Genomic DNA, 19,108 nt, shown 5'->3' with positions numbered 1-19,108 from the left:
TCAATCTATTTCGTTGATACATTATTTTTCCGGGTCTTCCGGCACATCAGATGAGGTGAGGTTCCCGCTCTTAAGTGCCCCACTTAGTTTTTTTGCTCCCACCAGACGAATGATAAATACAATGGCCTGGGTAAACAACAATAAGTAAACTATTCGGTACACCGTAAGATGCTCATACAGTACAATCAATAGGATCACGTGGAGAACGGAGGCAAAGACGACGCTATAATTTGCATATTTCTCCTTGCCCAATGCGCCTAGAAAAGGATATCCTATCATGACCGCCGGTACGAATATAAGGGCGAGTACGCAAAAAATTCGCAGAAGTTGGGCACTTTCAGTGAAATCAGGTCCAAAAACCAACAACGTAATCCAATCGCTAAATAGGTAGACGACTAAAGCGACCAGGGTATTGACCGAAATGACGCCAAACAATATTTTTTTGAATAGCCGTAAATTCCTTTTTTTGGCCATGTAAGGATAGAGTGCATCGCCCAATGGAGCGTAAATCACTGTCATAGCCATGAATATTTTCTCAGCGGCACCGAATATGCCGGCGAAGTAGTTACCCAGTGCAAGACCTGCAACGAAAGTATTACTCGACGTATAGAGCGCCGCGGCCGAACGTGACAAAAAGTATTGGGTGCTGCTGCCTAGAAGACGTCTGATTTCCTTTAGGTCGGGGGGCACTAACTTGACATTAAAATATCGGAACGCAAAGTACAGCGAGAAAATACCACCCACGATGAAACCGATAGAGTAGAGCAGGGGCACTTTGTAGTAATCGCCTTCCGAACGGATTACGATAAAGATCAAGGCAGTAAAAAGGCCTTTAGCAATGACATTGACCCGGGTCATATACTTCATGTTCTCCATCCCTTGAAAGAACCATATTGGATTCAATACTTGCCCCACGACAATACCAAAACCCAAGAAATAAGCTAGCTTATGCGCTTTCAACTCAGCGACAGTATAAACACATACGGCCAAAACAATGAATGCCAGCAGCACCAGCACCGATTTAATGTAATAGATGTTGCTGAAAATTCGATCTATTTTCGCCTTATCCTCCCTATAAATGGATACGTCTCTAGTAGCAGAAAGATTAAAGCCATAATCACAAAGAACAAATAGGTATTGCATAACGGCGTAGACCATCAGCACAACTCCATAATTTTCTGCGCCTAAAACCCTACCGAGATAGGGTAGGGTCAAAAATGGAAGCACCAAATTGACGCCCTGCAAAGAAAATAACGAGATAAAGTTATTGAACAGTTGGTTCTTGCTAAACTTCCTATATGTATTCTTAAGCTGGGACAATGGCGGTCTTGAAAGTTTATAGCCTGTTCTTCATGAATGTGACGATACGTTCACAGGCCTTGCCGTCTCCATAGGGATTATGGCGTTGACTCATCGCATCATACTCTTTTTGATGCTCTAAAAGACGTCCTGCCTCATCGATAATTTTATTGGTGTCGGTACCGGTCAAAATCACCGTTCCCGCCTCGACGGCCTCGGGACGCTCGGTAGTATCACGCATGACTAATACGGGCTTGCCCAAACTGGGTGCCTCTTCTTGAACTCCACCGCTATCGGTAATGATAAGATAGCTTCTATTCATTAACCACACAAAACCGGGGTAGGACAAAGGAGCGATAAGACTGATGTTTTCAATGCCCGCCAAAAGTTCATACACTGGCTTTTGTACGTTGGGATTTAGGTGCACCGGATAGATAATCTCTACATCATCATGCTGCTTCGCTATTGCAGCCAAAGCCTTGCAAATATCTATGAAGCCCTGCCCATGGTTCTCACGACGGTGTCCCGTAACCAAAATCAGTTTCTTTCCCGGAGTCCACACGTCTTCCAATTCCTCTATTTCGTGATGAGCATACTCTGGCTGTGTAACCTTCTCGACACTTATCTGGAGGGCGTCGATGACCGTATTTCCTGTCACCTCTATCGTCTCCTGGGCTATATTTTCATTCAGAAGATTCTGGCGAGCCTTGGGCGTCGGTGCAAAATGATAATCCGCGACCCTCCCGGTAATCGACCGGTTTATTTCTTCGGGAAAGGGAGATCTCCTATGGAATGTTCTCAAGCCTGCCTCGATGTGGCAAACTTTAGCGCCGGAGTAGAAGGCGGCGATGGAGGAGGCCATCGTGGTTGTCGTATCACCATGCACGTACACATAATCAGGTTTAAAATCGTCGAGAACGGACTTTAAGCCCGTGATAATATCGGCCGTCAAAGAATACAGGTTCTGATCGGGCTTCATAAGATTCATGTCGTAATCGGGTTCGATATCGAAAAATTCGATTACCTGGTCTAGCATCTCGCGATGTTGTGCCGTAATGCAGACCTTCGTATTAAAGAACTCAGAATGTTTTTGAAACTCTTTGACCAACGGAGCCATTTTTATGGCTTCTGGCCGTGTGCCGAACACAATAAGGTTTTTGGTTTTTTTCTTCATACCACTGGGTAAATTATCCGCTCAGGACAAGCCAAAGAGGGTTAAAATTCGAGCCTATTGACATTAAAAAAATTCGATTACCAATTCGTACCCTTATGACTATTGGAAAAGGGCAGATAAACACGACCAATAAAGTGTGTTTTGATTGAACAGACTGCCGATCGGCACCTATGAAACAGTCGAGACCTTCTTCAAACCCTTCAAAAAAGAACTCTCTTATTTCCTAAGATTTTTTAGTGTCTCGTTTATTAGTGTAGAGGAGGTTCCTTTTGTATAAGGGAAATAAATAATTTTTACACCAACCTCCTTAAACTTTTCATCAAGGACCTTCCATTTTTCGGATTCGAACCAATCGTCACCTACGAACATAACGTCGAATTTAATACGTTGCCACATCTTAAACTTATCCATATCATTCTGTGGCACTACGGAGTCAACGTGTCTAATGTTCCGTACGATTTCCATTCGTTCTTGATGCGGGATAACTGCCTTTTTGTTCTTATAGGCCACCAGCTCGTCGCTGGTGACCCCTACAATCAGTTTATCACACAATCCCTTTGCATTTTTCAGCAGGTTCAGGTGACCGATATGAAATAAATCATAAACTCCAGATGTATATCCTATTACTATTTTCTCGTCCCCCCGTTTGTACATAAGTATACTTAAATTTGAGATTTTGTTGAGTCGTTACGCGTTTCAGAGGCTCTTTACCAGCGCCATTTAGTAGCAAAGTACTGTTTTTTAAACAATTCGATGTTGACAAACATCCAAAGTATCTGCCCCGCTCTGGGTTCAGTCTTGCTCTTTGCAATCAGATCCGTGAGGACGCCTTTCTTAAGCCAAGAGCAATTTATCAATAATTTGTTCGCCAATTCCTCTAAGTTTTCAAACCATTCGGTAAGCGGCACAGGAAATCCCACCTTCTTCCGCTTTATAATCTCTTCTGGAAGATATGAATAAGATACTTCCCGCAATAGATATTTAGGTATGTCCAGCACCTCACTATACTGATCGGCCGTTTGGCCTTTTGCCAGTTTTTCGGAATTTTCGTCCAGCCATTTTAATTTGAGTTGATAGGGTATGGACTTGTATGCGAATTCGATCAAATTATGATCAAGAAACGGTACTCGGGCCTCCACAGAGGTTTGCATGGTGGTCATGTCGACTCTTTGCAGCAAGCCTTTTACATGGTATTGATGAAAAAAACGAAATACGTTCTCTTTGTTTCCATGTTCTTTGAACTGATTACGTACGATGTCGTCAAACTCATCTCGGTATTCCGTTGGGGTATTAATCAGTTCATCGCGCATGTGTCTTGGCACGTATTCATACTTAGCGATGAAGTGGTCGTAAAAATTATCTTCAGGGGAATGGTTTTCATGATCAAACGGAAGACGGAATATTCTACCATAACCCCCCATCAATTCGTCAGCGCCCTCACCGGATAGCACCACGGTTATTTTCTCCTTCAATTTAGAAGACATAATGGCCAGCGGTATTTCATTTGGAACACCTAAGGGGGCATCTTTGGCCGCAATAAGTCGTTCCCAGTTGGCCAAATAGTCTTCCTTTTTCATCAGAATTTCGTGATGTGCCGTATCGTACTTTTCAGCCACCGTTCTGGCGTAATCGAATTCGTTCATTTCTTCAAAACCTATGGTATAGGTATTGACCTGATCCTTCTTTTTTAATGCCGTAATGGCAGTTATCAGGCTTGAGTCAACTCCGCCGCTCAGATACGTTCCCAAGGGGACATCGGCAATCAACCGATATTCGATGGCATTTTTTATCTCGCCCTCGAACTCTTTTTTTATCTTCTGCTCATCGAATTCCGTTGAAACGTTAAAGGCTTTCGGCAGGCTCCAATATATTCTTTCGGTAAGATTTAAAGTTTTCCCGTACCTATGGAAAGAACCTGGTTCCAATTGCCGAATTCCTTTAAAGAAAGTGTAAGGTGCACGGATATACCTATTGGCAAGGTATTCGTCGACCGCTGAAGAATTGAACTCAGCTTCAACCAGACCGCTATTGAGAATAGCTTTGATCTCAGATGCAAATACGAGCGTTGTACCATCATTATAATAATAGAGCGGTTTAATACCCAGTCGGTCACGAACTAGCAATAGCTCTTCACTTTCCGAGTCGTAAACGGCCATAGCGAACATGCCGTTGGCGCGTTTTAAAAACCAGTCCAATCCCTTATCCTGAACAGCTGCTAGAATGACCTCGGTATCCGAATCCGTAATAAAATCATAGGAAAGTTCCTTTTTAATCTCCTTAAAATTATAAATTTCTCCATTGAAGATGATTTGCCAATTTCCGTTCGATGAGGTCATAGGCTGGTTCGCCACGTTTCTTAAGTCGATGATACTCAACCTCCGGTGGCCTAAAGCTACTTTATTTTTGCAGATAAAGAACGCCCCTGAATCTGGTCCCCGATGTTCGATAGATTCCGTCATCTTCGTAATTCGCGTCTCCAAATTCCCGATTTCTTCTTTGGAGTAAATTCCGGTAATTCCACACATAAATCTTAGTTATTTCTTTAAACACGCTTTTAGACTGTCCCTCCAATAGGGTATGTCGATTCCGAAATCACGCTTTACTTTTGTTTTGTCCAACACGCTAAACGCAGGTCGTTCGGCCGATGTCGGAAAGTCGGCACCAGCGATGGGGGTGACATGACATTCGACACCGCTTATGTCAAAGATGGCCTTGCTGAAATCGTACCAACTCGCCACCCCCTCATTACTATAATGATAAATTCCGTACATATTAGTACTGTTAGATAAGACATTCAGCACCATGCGTGCCAAATCGATTCCGTATGTAGGAGTGCCAATTTGATCACATACTACGCTTAGGGAATCCCGCTCCTGACCTAATCGCAACATGGTTTTCATAAAATTATCTCCGTAGTTCGAATACAGCCAAGAGGTTCTTATAATATAATGTTGTTCCAGTATTTCGATAATCGCTGTTTCGCCAGCCAGTTTGGAAGCGCCATATATTCCTAAAGGCCTAGTGGCTGCCTCTTCATTGTAAGGTAATGATTGAAGTCCATCGAATACAAAATCCGTAGAAATATGAATAAGCGTCGCACGATGCTTCTTGCAGGCCGTTGCAAGATTTCTTGTCCCAATATGGTTTACCAGATCTGCCTTTTTGGGTTCCGCTTCCGCTTGATCAACAGCGGTATAGGCGGCACAATTAATGCAGAATTGGATATTGGTATCCTCAAAAAAGCGCTCTACTTCTTTCTCTTCGGTTATGTTAAGATCGGTATAGTCGGTATAGATGAATCGGTTATCATCATCAATGTGGGCGACTTGCCCGATGCATGTTGCCAATTGACCACGTCCCCCGGTTACTAGAACATTACTCATATTCCGGCGTTTTCGAAATTGGGCAATTGGCGGTCTTTTTCAGAAAGTATCAACTCTTCTTCAGGTAGTTTCCAATCAATCGACAGGCTGGAATCATTGTATATAATACCTCCTTCAGAAGCTTTATTATAATGATTATCGCATTTGTAAAAAAATTCGGCCGTTTCACTGAGCACTACAAAGCCATGGGCGAAGCTCCTCGGTATAAAGAGCTGCTTCCCATTTTCATGGCTGAGTTCAATTGCTATGTGATTACCGAAAGTCTTGGAATCTTTTCTAAGGTCGACCACAACATCGAGGACCCTTCCTTGCAGCACCCTTACTAACTTGGCCTGGGCGTGCTCGCCAATCTGATAGTGCAGTGCCCTTATCACGCCTTTTCTCGAAAAAGATTGGTTGTCCTGAACAAACGTGACCCGCCTCCCGAGAAAATCGTCAAATTTTCTTTGGTTGTATGTTTCCAAAAAGTAGCCACGGTCGTCTTTAAATTGTAAGGGTTCAATCACAAAGCACCCTTTAAGTTCGGTTTCGGTAACGTTCATATATTTCCTTTTAAAACTCCCAACAGATTCTTGCCATAGCCACTTTTGACCAAAGGTTCGGCTAAGGCCTTAAACTGTGTTTCATCAATATATCCCATCTCATAGGCGGCAACTTCGATCGAACCTACGACCAGGCCTTGCCGCTCCTCTATAACCTCAACAAACTGCGACGCTTGCATCAAAGACTTGAAGGTCCCCGTATCTAGCCATGCGGTACCACTATCCAAAATGCTGACGTTGAGTTTGCCCTGGTCCAAATATATTTTATTGACATCGGTTATTTCCAATTCACCCCTATCGCTCGGGGGAATAGTTCTTGCTATATCAATGACCGCATTATCATAGAAGTATATCCCCGGAACGGCGTAATTGGATTTTGGGTCTTTCGGTTTTTCTTCTATGCTGATAACCTTTCCGTTGCTATCGAATTCTACTACCCCATAACGCTCTGGGTCATGAACCCGGTAGGCGTAGATTATACCACCGTCAGGGTTATTGTTCGCTTGCAATAGTTTCGCAAGTCCTGAACCGTAAAATATATTATCTCCCAAGATTAGGGCGACCTTGTCTTTACCTATAAAGTCGGCACCTATGATAAACGCTTCCGCTAAGCCATTTGGCGCTTCTTGGACAGCATACGAAAAATGACAGCCGTATTTTCTGCCATCCCCTAGGATTTCTTCAAATAAAGGCAGGTCTTTAGGGGTAGAAATTATCAGGATTTCTTGAATACCCGCGGACATCAGCGTAGATAGCGGATAATATATCATCGGTTTGTCATAAATCGGCATCAGCTGTTTGCTTACCGATAGAGTCAATGGGTGTAAACGTGTTCCAGAACCGCCCGCCAATATTATTCCTTTCATATTTCCTAATTTGTTCGGACTGCGGTAGAATGCGTCCTAAACTCAAAAAAAATTCAATGAATATCCCACTCTTTTTGCTACAATGGAACTAACCATACATTTTGTCGTAGTAGGCCTGGTAATCTCCCGTGGTAACGTTTTTTAACCAGGTTTTATTTGCCAAATACCAGTCAATAGTGCGCTCAAGGCCTTGCTCAAAGGTGACGGATGGTTTCCAACCCAATTCTTTATGAATTTTATCCGCATCGATGGCATAGCGAAGATCATGCCCCGGCCGATCTTTCACATAGGTGATCAATTCTTGAGAACTACCTTCAGATCTTCCTAGTTTTCTATCCATCAGGCGACAAAGTAATTCGACCAGCTCTATGTTCTGCCACTCATTAAATCCACCTATATTATAGGTCTCATGATTTTTGCCTTGATGAAAGACTAAGTCGATAGCTGCCGCATGGTCTTCTACGAACAACCAATCTCGAGTGTACCTACCGTCTCCATATACGGGCAACGGCTTACTTTCGATGGTATTGTGGATAAAGAGAGGAATCAATTTCTCCGGAAACTGATTTGGCCCGTAGTTGTTCGAACAATTGCTAATAATGTAGGGAAAACCATATGTTTCACCATAAGCTCTTACAAAGTGGTCCGAACTGGCTTTTGAGGCCGAATACGGCGAATTCGGATCATACGGGGTGGATTCTGTAAAAAGACCAACGGAACCAAGAGAACCATAAACTTCATCGGTGCTTACATGATAAAATCGCTTGTCTTCCATTCGTTCGTCCCACAGGTCACGAGCAGCATTGAGCAAGTTTACTGTGCCAATTATGTTCGTACGTACAAATGCCAGGGGATCCGATATGGAGCGATCAACGTGAGATTCGGCAGCAAGATGCACCACCCCGTCAAATTGATGTTTAGTGAAGATTCTCTTTGTGAATTCTTCGTCGGTGATGTCGCCTTTAATAAAAGTATAATTAGACGCTTCTTCAACATCACTTAAATTTTCTAGGTTGCCTGCATAGGTCAAAGCATCCAAGTTGTAAACTTGATACTCTGGATATTTACGCACTAACAGACGCACCACGTGGGATCCGATAAAACCAGCACCTCCTGTAATTAAAATCCTCTTATGCATCAATGTCTAAATTGTTTGGGTGACCTACTGAATACGTATTTGTCGACCTATAAGCTTTCGGCGAGCTATAATGCGACCGCTTTCTTATTTAGGTACCGTAGCAAGGTCCATAGGAAAAACAAACCCACCAACACTAGTGGTAATATAATTAAACTTTTATTCAAAAACTGGTTTTTTACTTCCTGAGTCTTTCCGAAGTTGACAATGTTCACAGCTTCTTTTAACTGTACCAAATCAATCTCTTTATCTCCTATCTGTTTGATTAAGGTGTTTTTCAACGCAAACAGACCAGCGATATCCAAAGGTTCCTCCGCGTTCAAGAAGAGTGTTCCCTGCCTTCCAGAAACATCGTCAGACCTTCCCAATTTTTGCGAATAGTTTTTAATTAGAATATCGATTTGGTCAATAAGTTCCCTGTTCTTAGCTATCCGATCTTGTGCGTTTTTCACCGATACCTGTCTCACTTCACTAAAATAGGGGTTTGAATTAATATAATCCATTATTTTGGCTACTACCTCTTGGCCGTTGAAAGGATTTTTATGCAAAAAAATTATCCTGTGGGTTAGCACCGTTTTATCCAAAATTTCAGATCTAATAACCTCTGGAACGAATTCTTGTTCTTTAAAATTTTGGAGAATTTCGAGATACTCATTTTTATCCTTAAGGTTTTCTTGGTCCTCTTTGCTTTTCTCAATAGGTTCGATACTTATTTCAAATCCCCGTAAATCGGCAATGTCAACTCCCAGTTTATTTAGGGCTTGGGTGTCTTTTGCGACAATATTGGCCTGTATCTCTTCTACTACATCGTAGAGATAGTTTTTACTTTCGAAATTAGGCTTAACGATAACCTCAGTCTTTAGCTTCTTATCTATCGTGCTATTGAGCAATACTCCGATGACCAGCCCCAGAGCAACCAATCCTAAAAGCCAAAATATATTCTTTTTTAAATATAGAAAAAGAAGAAGAAAACCTCTGAAAAGGCGATTAAAACCCCTATTGATTATATTCAATAATCGTCCCAAATCAATTTCATCGGACTCGGGTCGGGGGTTCACAGGTTTGTTATCTGCCATTTTCGGTTGCTATGAGTTGAATATTTGCTTTAGTATTTTGTCGGTAATCAAGTAGGTCGGTTTTACACCGGTCGTTCCGAGGCCGCCCGATGCCAAAGTACTCCCGGTCACCAATGGGTTGTCAGAGGCATAATAAGCATATCGGACTTTGACATCTTCGCGGATGCTCTTGCGTATCTTCGAGGCAGATTGTATCGCTTTTTGGTAATGAACGCCTTCCATTTCAAGACCGATAACGTTCCAGGTGCTCTGCTGAAAGAACTTCAGAATATCCTTGTTCTGCAGCGATGTACCCAACACCGTGACCATGGTGCCCTCAAATACCTTTAGCCCGTGGCCCTTGAAATCTTCGGCGCAAAGTTCGTTCTTAAAGGGATAATTATCGGCCGTCCCCTCAAAAATATGGGCAGATGGTATCATCAGATCGCCCTTGCCGCCATCGAGAATGCCCGCTTTTCCCATGATAGAAATTGAGGCAACATTCAAAAATACTTCTTTTTTATCCCCTTCCTTATAGGGCCTTAACAGCTCATCGACGGTCTCGTAGGCCTGTTCGCCAAATGCATAGTCCATTACAAATATAACAGGTTTTTCGGCATGGGGCATATCTTTCGGTAAGTCGTAGCAGCATACATCATCTCCCATTTTGGCGGTGTCGAACAGCTGCACGTCGATATTGGTGCCCGAAAAATCGTTGATGGCGATCATCCCGTTCTTTTTGGCCACTTCGGTGACCTTGTCGCGCAGTTCCTGGTTCAGCGAAGAGCTTAGGTTTTCGTAGATTTTTAAGGTCTCGTCCTCCGGAAATCGGGTCTCCCCGGTCGGTAGATCTTTTAGTAGGGTATTCCTAGCGAACAATGAGTTCATTACACTATGCATGTTCGCGCTAATAATATGGATCGGGCGCTCTAGAAGTCCGTTTTTCCGTAAGGTTTCCTTGATAATGTCGGCCCAGCGTTCTCCATGAATGTGGTGGCCCAAACGCTCCCGAAGTAGGGCGCTAAAGGTTATGACCCGCTTTTCGCCGGTCACCTCTTCCTCGATGGCAAGCTTGCCGAGCCAATAGATAATCTCGAGGAAGCGTTCAGGGTGCTCTTTGGTCGCAAACCTTTCGTGCACGGCCATAATCTCTAAAAACGAGCGGCCTAAAATGTTCGCGGTATGGATTACGGCAACTTCCCTTTCGGCCTGGGTAAGCTCGTCTTTCTTGACAAAAGCCTCCAATTTCACCCAATCGCGAATGGTTTTATCGGTATCCTCGATCAGTACCCGTTTACTGATTTTTTCGGATTCTATGAACAGGAAGGTCAGGTGCGTCAAGATGTCGTAGATGTCGGAACGGCCACGGGTAATCTCGATGTTCATCTGCTCTTCGTCGATGCGATAACAGTTGCGACGGCGTTTCGGGGGAATGATCGGATCGAAATGGGAGCGTCCGTAGCCCTCGTCGGAAGTCAGGTTGATAAACCGGCATTGCTCGATGCCCTCGGGAAGTCTTTCCAGCACGTAGATCAAGCCGCTGAGCTCGGCCTTCTCTTCCCCTACGGAACCGTATATTTCAGGACGAAGCTGTAGCAAAGCGCTCTTCAGCGATTCGCCCGAGACCCCGGTAGGCTTATAAAACCCACGGTTGAACAGGTGCCGCATCGTGATATAGAGCCGCTCGATGGCGTTGGTCGATTCTTGAGCGCGGGTGGTATTGGTCGTCTTGCCCATAACGGAATTTCGGGCAAAGCTACGGTTTTTTTTGATTTCAGCCCCTGAGGTCTCGACTGAGCCTGTCTCGAGCGAAGTGGGGAGACTCGACCTGACTGCGCTGGACCTATACTTATCATAACGCGTCCCTTATATTTTGAACTTGGAGAGCGCATCTGCCACCGTTCGATCGTTAGATAGGCGCTGCACTTTGTTTTGACCGCCCAATTTTCCCTTGGATTTCATATAGTCGTTGAATCCACCCTTTTTAATGCGGACCACTTTTAGGCGTTGCAGTATTTTCCCATCGATTAGGTCAAAATAATAACTGTTCTGTTCCTGTAGGGAGGCATCGAGAATTTCGATAAATTTTTCAAGGTCGGATGGTTCTTGCTCGAACTCCACCAGCCATTCGTGATAGGGAAGCTGATCGCCCTCGGGCACGATTTTCGGCGCGACCGTGAATTCGTTAATTCGGGCATCGGTGTCCGCAATGGCCAAACGCATCGACTCTTCGACCTCTTTCGCAATGACGTGCTCCCCAAAAGCGGATATAAAATGCTTGATTCGTCCGGAGACTATGACTTTATAAGGCTTCAGGGAAGTAAACTGAACGGTATCCCCAAGGTCATAGGCCCACAGGCCCGCATCGGTGGAGATGACCATGGCGTAATTGACGCCCAGTTCAACGTCTTTGAGCGTAATACGCTTCGGATTTTCATCAAAAAAGGCATCGGCCTTTACGAACTCGTAGAAAATACCGGCATCCAAAAGCAGCAACATCCCCTTTTCGGTCTGGGAATTTTGGTAGGCAAAAAAACCCTCGCTGGCGGGAAAGAGCTCTATACTGTCCACTTTCCGTCCGATGAGGTTTTCAAATTTGGCGCGGTAGGGTTCGTAGTTGACCCCGCCATAAATGAACAGTTGAAAGTTATCGAACAGCTGGCCTACTTTTTTACCTGTCCGGACCTGCAGCCGTTCGAAATACATCTGCACCCAAGAGGGAATGCCCGCAATAACGGTCATATTTTCGTCAACGGTTTCCTCGACGATGGCGTTCACCTTGGTTTCCCAATCTTCGATACAGTTCGTTTCCCAACTGGGCAAACGGTTCTTTTGCAGGTAATTGGGGACATAATGGGCAGATATGCCGGAGAGTCGCCCCAATTTGATGCCGTTTTTCTCCTGTAAAATGGGACTCCCCTGTAAAAAAATCATCTTTCCGCTAACGAATTCCGTATTTCCCGTTTCGTCGATGTAATTGAGGATGGCATTTCGCGAAGCATTCACCTGATGTTTGATGGAGGTGTCCGTAATCGGAATGTACTTGGCCCCCGAAGTGGTACCCGAGGTCTTGGCGAAATAAGCCGGTTTGCCAGGCCATAGAATATCCGGTTTGCCGGCCACGACCTCTTCGACGTAAGGTTTCAGAGCCTCATAATCCCGGATCGGAACGCGCTTGATAAATTCTTCGTGGGATGTAATTCGGTCAAACCCGTGGTCTTGTCCGAATTTGGTGGAGGCAGCTTTTCGAAGCAACTTCCTAAAGACCCGGTTTTGCGTTTCGATGGGGTTATCGACCCATTTCGCCGTTTTTCGGGCCACGTAGCTGGCGAAAATCTTGGCGGCAAAGGATTTGAGGGACATTTTTTGAAAGTTTATGAGTTTATGGGTTTATGGGTTTATTTGCCTGCCTGTCGGCGGCCGTGTTTATACTTAGGACCCTGTCCTGTACTCCAATTGACCCCGAACCTGTAAAAAAGTTGGAACTTGCTTAAAAGTCGATGTAATCCAGAGGGTTCACGGTATCGCCATCGCTCCAAAGTTCAAAATGCAGATGTGGACCAGTGGTGAATTCTCCCGTGTTGCCGACGGAGGCGATTACCTCGCCCGAACGAACGATATCGCCCTGTTCCTTGCTCAACGAACCGTTGTGCTTGTACACGCTGAGCAATCCCTCTTTATGTTCTATGAGAATCACGTAGCCTGTTTCGGCCGTCCATTCCGCGAAAATAACGGTACCGTTGGCCACGGCTTTGACGGGTGTATTCATCGGCGCAGTTATATCTACGGCGTAGTGGCGTTTTCCGGCATCATACGTGTTCGACACCACCCCGCTAAGGGGAGGAAACAGTACCAACTCGGCGCCCGTCGTTTCCCTTTCGAATAGATTGTACTTATCTTCCATTTCCACCTCCGCCCGAAGCATAGAATCTTCCTTTATCGGGGTGAGGTCGATACTAGATGGGTCCAGCTCGAACTGTTCCCGAATCGAGTCAAGGTTGGTTTCCTCAGTTTCGATATCCCCGCTTAAAACCATCCGGATAGTCTCTATATACCGATTGGTGTTTTCAAGGTTGGCCACCAGGGAGTCGGTCTTGTAGGTTAGGTCCGTCGCCTGTTTTTTAAGCTTTGTAGAGGAATATCCCGGGATATACTCCCGTAATGGGGTAAAAGCGATCAGAAGGGTCGTCAGTGCAATTAGTCCGATGATGAATAACGAGCCCGTAACAAATACATTGAGCCGACTGAGCTTAAAGGATATTTTCTCCTCGAAAGTGCTTTCATTAAGTATGACCAAACGGTACTTGTGCAAAAGTTTCCTTCTGATCTGCCTCCTCTTCTTCCCCTTTTTTTTGGCCGTTGAACTCATTTAAACAACTTTTTTACCTGCGAATCCTACATCTGGCATCCCAGGAGACTGTTTTAAAAATATGACGATACTTTATTTATGCCCCTTTTGGCGCGCCCTCGTAGCTACTGGCACCTACACCCAACGTCTGATAGGCAGCCCCGCTGCCAGTTTAGACCGTGGCCACGGCGCGTACCCAAAAACTGTCTAAAGCGACATCAAAAACAATCTATACAATTTCTGATCACATATTTCCAAACCATCTCCAATTTTCACCTTTTTGCCATTGAAATCAAGACCGTGCTGTTCAAAAAACGCTTTCATTCGCGCAAGAAACGTCCGAATTCACGGCTTCAAATACATAGCCTTAATGAGCTCATGGACAAATATAAGGATGGAATCGGATTCTCTCCTTATTCTTTCAAAAATAATAAGAACCCTGTAGTGCGACCTTACGTAAGTATTGAAAACCACAAAGATTTCGAAAATCACTGAACTATCATAATTGCAATAGTGAATTGCATTTCTTTTTTAGTACATTTGTTATCCTTAAAGATTAAACTATGGCAGCGTTAAACATATTTTTGGCAATCGGACCTTGGCAAATCGCCATCGTCGTTCTGGTAGTTCTTTTACTGTTCGGAGGAAAAAAAATTCCCGAGTTGATGCGGGGGCTGGGAAGCGGTATCAAAGAATTTAAAGACGCTTCAAAAGAAGACGAGCCGGTCAACGATAAGCTCGAAGACAAAAAAGAATAAGATCGATTAAAATCAGCATTTTCAAAACCCTTGGTTCTACATCAAGGGTTTTTTTGCGGGCGAATGTTGCGTTACTTCATCTCGGCCCCAGATTGGGAAATTAACTAGATATCCCTCCAAAATGTCGAGACTCGTTCAACCCTTGTAGTTAAGCATCTACGACTTCAATAATTCAAAGGTTTAAGACTCCAAATTTTCCGATAAAGGGATCGCTGGAGTCGAATTCACCACAACATATCCGGCTTTCACAACAATTCCTGTTCTGAAAACAGTGGTTCGACGAATTTCACGTTATCTAATAGATTGCAATTCCGCTTAAATCCGGACCATCCCAAATCATGAAGAAACTACTACCTATACTTGGTTTTCTATTATCGTCCGGCCTCTTTGCCCAGTCCCATCAGGCCCTTAAAATCGAAGAAACTCCGACCACGGCGAGTATAGATGCCGAAAGTACCAACCTATATATTCCACCGGTGCTTCCTTTTCACAAAGCATTTGAAGAGGTTGCCGATGGCCACAATGTCCCGCACCGCAGTTTCAGCGGACTCGAAAACGTTGAAAATGGCTATTATATCATATCAGGTATTTTCAGCAGGAAGAAAAACCTTGGCCGGACCATAAAAAGACTTAAGCGGAAAGGTTTTGACGAGGCCGGTTATATTGAACATCCCGATAACGGACTCAACTACGTGTTCTTAGCTTATTATCCTTTCGGGCTTGAGGCAGTCGATGCCTGTGTCTCAAAACTGAACGGGACCTATACCGATGCTGTCTGGATATTGGAGGTTGAAAATAGTATGACTATCGGCGGGCCATCATTAGCTATGCTCGAAGTAATGGAAGATGGCTCTTTTACCACAACGGTTACAAACCAAGAAAATACCCGTATTGAAACCAATTCGAAAACATTGCTGCCCGTCGACGCCAATCTTCCCGATGTCTCCGAAACTGTTTATAAGGGCAAAATCATCGAGGAGGCAGATGCTTGTTTTAACAAAATGTGGTACGCCGAAGCGGCCAGACTCTACGAATCGGCCCTCTCGAAAGACGAAAAATACTACATCCGAGAGAACCTGCAGAAAGCGGCAGACGCCCACTATTTTAACACCGATATGGAAAAAGCCTGCCACTGGTACGACGTGCTCTATAAAACCTATGGGAAGGAGATGTCGGATGACAACTTGTTCAAATACGCACATTCTCTTAAGGGTACAGGCAAATATGGACGCGCCAAACGTCTAATGCGCCTGTACAACAGAAAAATAGGAAAGACCACGAACTCCGACTTCGAAATTGACGATACATTGCCCAATGAAGTGGTGCTGGACAACATCTTGCACTCCAAACAGGATTTTGAACTTCATAATTTGGCCATCAACTCAGAATACTCCGACTTCTCGCCCATGTTCCTCGACTCCAACCAGGTCGTGTTTTCATCGGCCAGGGATTCATCCTTTTTTAAGACCCGCAAGTACAAATGGAACGACCAACCTTTTTTAGACCTTTATGTGGCGGAAATCAATAAGGAATCCCAAGATTTGAAGAACGCAACCAAATTTTCAAAGAAAATAAACACCAAATATCACGAGGCTTCAGTTACCTTTTCACCTAATAATGCCACGATGTATTTTACCCGCAACAACTACGGTAAAAAATTGAAGCGCGATAAAGAAGGGGTAAACCATCTTAAAATCTATACGTCTCATAAAATTGGGCAAGAGTGGACCGAGGCGGTAGAAGTGCCTTTTAATAGTAACGACTACTCCACCGGTCATCCTGCCCTGAGCCCTGATGGCAAGCAGCTCTATTTTGTCTCCGATATGCCCGGCAGTATCGGGGATAGTGATATTTTCGTGGTAGATATTCTAGAGGATGGCACCTATTCGACGCCCCGCAACCTGGGGCCGGGTGTCAACACCGAGAAACGGGAGATGTTCCCCTTCTTCAACGGAAAAAAACTCTATTTCTCTTCGGATGGCCATACCGGACTCGGGGGGCTCGACATATTCGAGACTGCATACATACAAGACAAAGGTTTTGGCGAGGTAATCAATATGGGAATCCCTTTCAATAGTAATAAGGATGATTTTTCGTATATCGTAAACGAGGAGAACGATAGAGGATTTTTCGCCTCCAATCGTGAAGGAGGCAAAGGGGATGACGACATCTATTCGTTCAAAAGGCCCGATATCGAGGAGGTTCCCGCCAACAACAATGCCATTGCGGGGGTAATTACCGAGCTGGTTACGGGCGATTTTATGCCCAAGACCCTAGTGCACCTTTTAGATGAGAACGGCATCAAACTTAAGGAAACGATGACCGAAGAAGATGGCAGTTTTATGTTCGAAGATTTGGACGGCGACACCAAGTATTCTCTTAAAACCGTACAAAAATCTTTCTTCGTTGACGACAGGCCTGTAGCCACAAAAGATAACCGGACCATCAACGTTGACATCCCGATGAAACGCCTTGATGAAATGATCACCGTAGAGCAAGGCATCAAGAAGTTGAAAACGGAAATGATCTATTTTGAGTTTGACAGGTCGGAGGTCAGAGCTGAATCGGCCAAAGAGCTGGACAAGCTGGTCAGTGTAATGAAAGAGTATCCCAACATGGCGATCAAGATCGAATCGCATACCGATTCCCGCGGAAGTAGGTCGTATAATGAGTACCTCTCCGATAAACGGGCCAAATCGACCCGCGACTACATTATATCGAAAGGTATAGACGCCAGTCGAATCGAGAGTGCTATCGGCTATGGAGAAAGCCAATTGCTGAACGAATGTGACGGTACAGTTGCCTGTTCCGAGGAGACCCACCTGCTCAACCGTCGTTCAGAATTTATTATCGTAAGGGAGTAGAAGCTACACGCTTTCACGAACTTCTTAAACTTAAACCCGACCGTCGCCAATAAAAGGTGACGGTTTTTTTATTGGGCCTCAAGAGTCATCCAATTAATACACGTGCTTCCCTGTTCCGGGATTAGTCACGTTTCCTGCTATTCGGGGATTGCCTTCATTTGACCTTCTACGACGTAATACATCGTACATTTACGGGATTTGTCGAATCGTCGGAACGTCGTCCAGAATGCGGTGCGGTTTATCCAATTAATTCTTCCAGAACGACATCTATTTCCATCTTTGCTCCGGTAAAACCCAAATATATAAAAATGAAGAAATTATTACTTGTTAGAGAAATTTATGTAGAAGCGTTTAAGGACTGGACTTATAGAATCCTTAAAAAGTATTTTAAGGCGCTTACCTGGTTTTGGCTAGCTCTATTTGCAATTACCGTTTACGCATTCATCTACAGACTCTCTACAGGCTTTGCTTTCGGTTGATCCCGTGCCTTCATATAATCAAAAAGCCGCAGTCATAAGCTGCGGCTTTTTATTTCTTGTTTATCCGTTTCCAACCTAAATCGAACGTAGGGCCGAATCCACTATCCAGCACGGAAGATACGTAGCTCCAGAGAAGAAAGTAGATATAGAAGCCTATTTTGCATCTTCATCGGCCTGTTGCGGTACGAGTTTTAAGGTCTTTAATATGGCTTCGAGCTCGAAGATATCGTCCCTTTTTTCGGTGGCAGGGGCAAATACGAAGCCTTCCATGACCAATTTTCTATTGTTGGTCTTGTCGTTGAGAATATAGGTCAGAAAGGGTCCGGCCATGGGATAGTTCTTGATGTCCCAAATACCACGGACCTCCACGCCTTTGATGCCCGCAATTTCTACGGGAAATAGAGCGGGGGCGTAGGCGGGTTCCGTTCGCATATAGGTTACCTTTCCGGTCACATCGGGTCCGGGCACATACTTTTTTCCGATGGAGTCGCGCATGGCGATAATGTCCTTCACCAAAGTGGTATCGTTGCCGAAACTGTTGGCGGGCATCTCGTAAACGATAATGTTCGCACTTCCTTTTCGTATCTCCCGGTCGATCCAAACGAAATTGTCTTCCTGCTTCCCAACCTTATAAATTGAGGGCACCTTTAGCGAAATCCCGAATTTCTCCTGAAGCACTCCTTCTTTGTTCAATGAGCGATTGAAGCGCTTTTGTGCCTCGGTGATTTCCACTTCCTTAAAAGCCTTAATGATCTGGTCCGATTCATCTTTCAGGTTTTCAATTATATCTTCCTCAGTTTCTCCTTTTATCACCCCTATTTTCTGTGGCGTGGCATACAAATCGCTCTTGACGTGGGCCACATCGACCGAATCTTTCATGACAAAAAGCACCGAACGGGTGTTTCGGAGAGATCCGGTAAAGAATTTAGGGGCAATCTGATCGATGTTGAAAAGAGGCTCGTCCATGGGCATCCCGAGCACGGGGGCGGCAAAATGCCTTCTAATGGAGTCGCCGACCCTGCTTTTCCAAAGATCATTGTCGATTACGACGACCATCGAGTTTATAGCGCCTATCGAGCTGGGCAAATAGCTCTTGTTTGCGCCGCTATTGCAGGAGGTCAATACAATGGCGAGAAATAAGGCTAAAAATCCAAGTTTTTTCATGTTCTAGGGTATTGATATTTCGAGTCGTTTGCCTATCGGAA

At 44.5% G+C, this 19,108-nt stretch carries 16 protein-coding genes; 3 read left to right on the top strand and 13 right to left on the bottom strand.

Annotated features, from left to right (window positions below; genetic code table 11):
* Positions 1-21: 21 nt before the first annotated feature.
* From RQM65_RS09665 to RQM65_RS09610, 12 genes are all read right to left on the bottom strand, one after another.
* Entirely contained in the window at positions 22-1,320 is a 1,299-nt protein-coding gene (locus RQM65_RS09665; RefSeq protein ID WP_314014533.1) for a flippase, read from the bottom strand.
* A 16-nt stretch (positions 1,321-1,336) separates the two neighbouring features.
* On the bottom strand, positions 1,337-2,473 hold the full coding sequence (gene wecB, locus RQM65_RS09660; protein WP_314014532.1) for a non-hydrolyzing UDP-N-acetylglucosamine 2-epimerase: 1,137 nt from the start codon (positions 2,471-2,473) through the stop codon (positions 1,337-1,339).
* 216 nt (positions 2,474-2,689) lie between these two features.
* Positions 2,690-3,127 (bottom strand): FAD synthase family protein, encoded by a 438-nt coding sequence (locus RQM65_RS09655; RefSeq protein WP_314014531.1) that lies wholly within the window; start codon positions 3,125-3,127, stop codon positions 2,690-2,692.
* Between the two features lie 53 nt (positions 3,128-3,180).
* Positions 3,181-4,998 (bottom strand): asparagine synthase (glutamine-hydrolyzing), encoded by a 1,818-nt coding sequence (asnB, locus tag RQM65_RS09650; protein ID WP_314014530.1) that lies wholly within the window; start codon positions 4,996-4,998, stop codon positions 3,181-3,183.
* Between the two features lie 9 nt (positions 4,999-5,007).
* Positions 5,008-5,856 (bottom strand): dTDP-4-dehydrorhamnose reductase, encoded by an 849-nt coding sequence (gene rfbD / locus RQM65_RS09645; protein WP_314014529.1) that lies wholly within the window; start codon positions 5,854-5,856, stop codon positions 5,008-5,010.
* Positions 5,853-6,398 carry a dTDP-4-dehydrorhamnose 3,5-epimerase gene (gene rfbC / locus RQM65_RS09640; protein ID WP_314014528.1) on the bottom strand — a complete coding sequence of 182 codons (546 nt, stop codon included), beginning with the start codon at positions 6,396-6,398 and terminating at the stop codon, positions 5,853-5,855. Before rfbC ends, rfbD begins: the two co-directional genes overlap by 4 nt.
* Complete coding sequence (rfbA, locus tag RQM65_RS09635) at positions 6,395-7,264, bottom strand: glucose-1-phosphate thymidylyltransferase RfbA (RefSeq protein ID WP_314014527.1); 870 nt, start codon at positions 7,262-7,264, stop codon at positions 6,395-6,397. Before rfbA ends, rfbC begins: the two co-directional genes overlap by 4 nt.
* An 88-nt stretch (positions 7,265-7,352) precedes the next feature.
* A complete protein-coding gene (gene rfbB / locus RQM65_RS09630; RefSeq protein WP_314014526.1) occupies positions 7,353-8,402 on the bottom strand; it encodes a dTDP-glucose 4,6-dehydratase in 1,050 nt (349 codons plus the stop codon).
* A gap of 65 nt (positions 8,403-8,467) precedes the next feature.
* On the bottom strand, positions 8,468-9,475 hold the full coding sequence (locus RQM65_RS09625) for a hypothetical protein (protein ID WP_314014524.1): 1,008 nt from the start codon (positions 9,473-9,475) through the stop codon (positions 8,468-8,470).
* Between the two features lie 9 nt (positions 9,476-9,484).
* Positions 9,485-11,191 (bottom strand): DUF6909 family protein, encoded by a 1,707-nt coding sequence (locus RQM65_RS09620; protein WP_314014523.1) that lies wholly within the window; start codon positions 11,189-11,191, stop codon positions 9,485-9,487.
* A gap of 129 nt (positions 11,192-11,320) precedes the next feature.
* Positions 11,321-12,817, bottom strand: coding sequence for a GH3 auxin-responsive promoter family protein (locus tag RQM65_RS09615; protein ID WP_314014522.1), 1,497 nt, complete (start codon positions 12,815-12,817; stop codon positions 11,321-11,323).
* 127 nt (positions 12,818-12,944) lie between these two features.
* The gene (locus RQM65_RS09610) at positions 12,945-13,823 is read right to left on the bottom strand and encodes a M23 family metallopeptidase (RefSeq protein ID WP_314014521.1); all 879 of its coding nucleotides are present in this window, start codon (positions 13,821-13,823) and stop codon (positions 12,945-12,947) included.
* Between the two features lie 542 nt (positions 13,824-14,365).
* On the opposite strand from RQM65_RS09610, the gene tatA reads away from it, so the two are divergent.
* From tatA to RQM65_RS09595, 3 genes are all read left to right on the top strand, one after another.
* A complete protein-coding gene (gene tatA, locus RQM65_RS09605; RefSeq protein WP_314014520.1) occupies positions 14,366-14,560 on the top strand; it encodes a twin-arginine translocase TatA/TatE family subunit in 195 nt (64 codons plus the stop codon).
* A 338-nt stretch (positions 14,561-14,898) separates the two neighbouring features.
* Positions 14,899-17,424 carry an OmpA family protein gene (locus RQM65_RS09600; protein WP_314014518.1) on the top strand — a complete coding sequence of 842 codons (2,526 nt, stop codon included), beginning with the start codon at positions 14,899-14,901 and terminating at the stop codon, positions 17,422-17,424.
* A 308-nt stretch (positions 17,425-17,732) separates the two neighbouring features.
* Positions 17,733-17,903 carry a DUF6747 family protein gene (locus RQM65_RS09595; protein ID WP_314014516.1) on the top strand — a complete coding sequence of 57 codons (171 nt, stop codon included), beginning with the start codon at positions 17,733-17,735 and terminating at the stop codon, positions 17,901-17,903.
* Positions 17,904-18,056: 153 nt separating this feature from the next.
* Here RQM65_RS09595 and RQM65_RS09590 read toward each other — a convergent pair whose 3' ends face one another.
* Positions 18,057-19,067, bottom strand: coding sequence for a DUF4837 family protein (locus RQM65_RS09590; RefSeq protein ID WP_314014515.1), 1,011 nt, complete (start codon positions 19,065-19,067; stop codon positions 18,057-18,059).
* Positions 19,068-19,108 lie beyond the last annotated feature (41 nt).

It is taken from the genome of Pricia mediterranea, from assembly GCF_032248455.1.
GTDB classification, from domain to species: domain Bacteria; phylum Bacteroidota; class Bacteroidia; order Flavobacteriales; family Flavobacteriaceae; genus Pricia; species Pricia mediterranea.
This window is presented reverse-complemented; position numbering and strand designations above follow the sequence as displayed.

Bases quoted from the DNA above. Each gene is read 5' to 3' on its own strand.
- wecB (WP_314014532.1), bottom strand. From the start codon at position 2,473: ATGAAGAAAAAAACCAAAAACCTTATTGTGTTCGGCACACGGCCAGAA.
- RQM65_RS09655 (WP_314014531.1), bottom strand. From the start codon at position 3,127: ATGTACAAACGGGGGGACGAGAAAATAGTAATAGGATATACATCTGGA.
- asnB (WP_314014530.1), bottom strand. From the start codon at position 4,998: ATGTGTGGAATTACCGGAATTTACTCCAAAGAAGAAATCGGGAATTTG.
- rfbD (WP_314014529.1), bottom strand. From the start codon at position 5,856: ATGAGTAATGTTCTAGTAACCGGGGGACGTGGTCAATTGGCAACATGC.
- rfbC (WP_314014528.1), bottom strand. From the start codon at position 6,398: ATGAACGTTACCGAAACCGAACTTAAAGGGTGCTTTGTGATTGAACCC.
- rfbA (WP_314014527.1), bottom strand. From the start codon at position 7,264: ATGAAAGGAATAATATTGGCGGGCGGTTCTGGAACACGTTTACACCCA.
- rfbB (WP_314014526.1), bottom strand. From the start codon at position 8,402: ATGCATAAGAGGATTTTAATTACAGGAGGTGCTGGTTTTATCGGATCC.
- RQM65_RS09625 (WP_314014524.1), bottom strand. From the start codon at position 9,475: ATGGCAGATAACAAACCTGTGAACCCCCGACCCGAGTCCGATGAAATT.
- RQM65_RS09620 (WP_314014523.1), bottom strand. From the start codon at position 11,191: ATGGGCAAGACGACCAATACCACCCGCGCTCAAGAATCGACCAACGCC.
- RQM65_RS09615 (WP_314014522.1), bottom strand. From the start codon at position 12,817: ATGTCCCTCAAATCCTTTGCCGCCAAGATTTTCGCCAGCTACGTGGCC.
- RQM65_RS09610 (WP_314014521.1), bottom strand. From the start codon at position 13,823: ATGAGTTCAACGGCCAAAAAAAAGGGGAAGAAGAGGAGGCAGATCAGA.
- tatA (WP_314014520.1), top strand. From the start codon at position 14,366: ATGGCAGCGTTAAACATATTTTTGGCAATCGGACCTTGGCAAATCGCC.
- RQM65_RS09600 (WP_314014518.1), top strand. From the start codon at position 14,899: ATGAAGAAACTACTACCTATACTTGGTTTTCTATTATCGTCCGGCCTC.
- RQM65_RS09595 (WP_314014516.1), top strand. From the start codon at position 17,733: ATGAAGAAATTATTACTTGTTAGAGAAATTTATGTAGAAGCGTTTAAG.
- RQM65_RS09590 (WP_314014515.1), bottom strand. From the start codon at position 19,067: ATGAAAAAACTTGGATTTTTAGCCTTATTTCTCGCCATTGTATTGACC.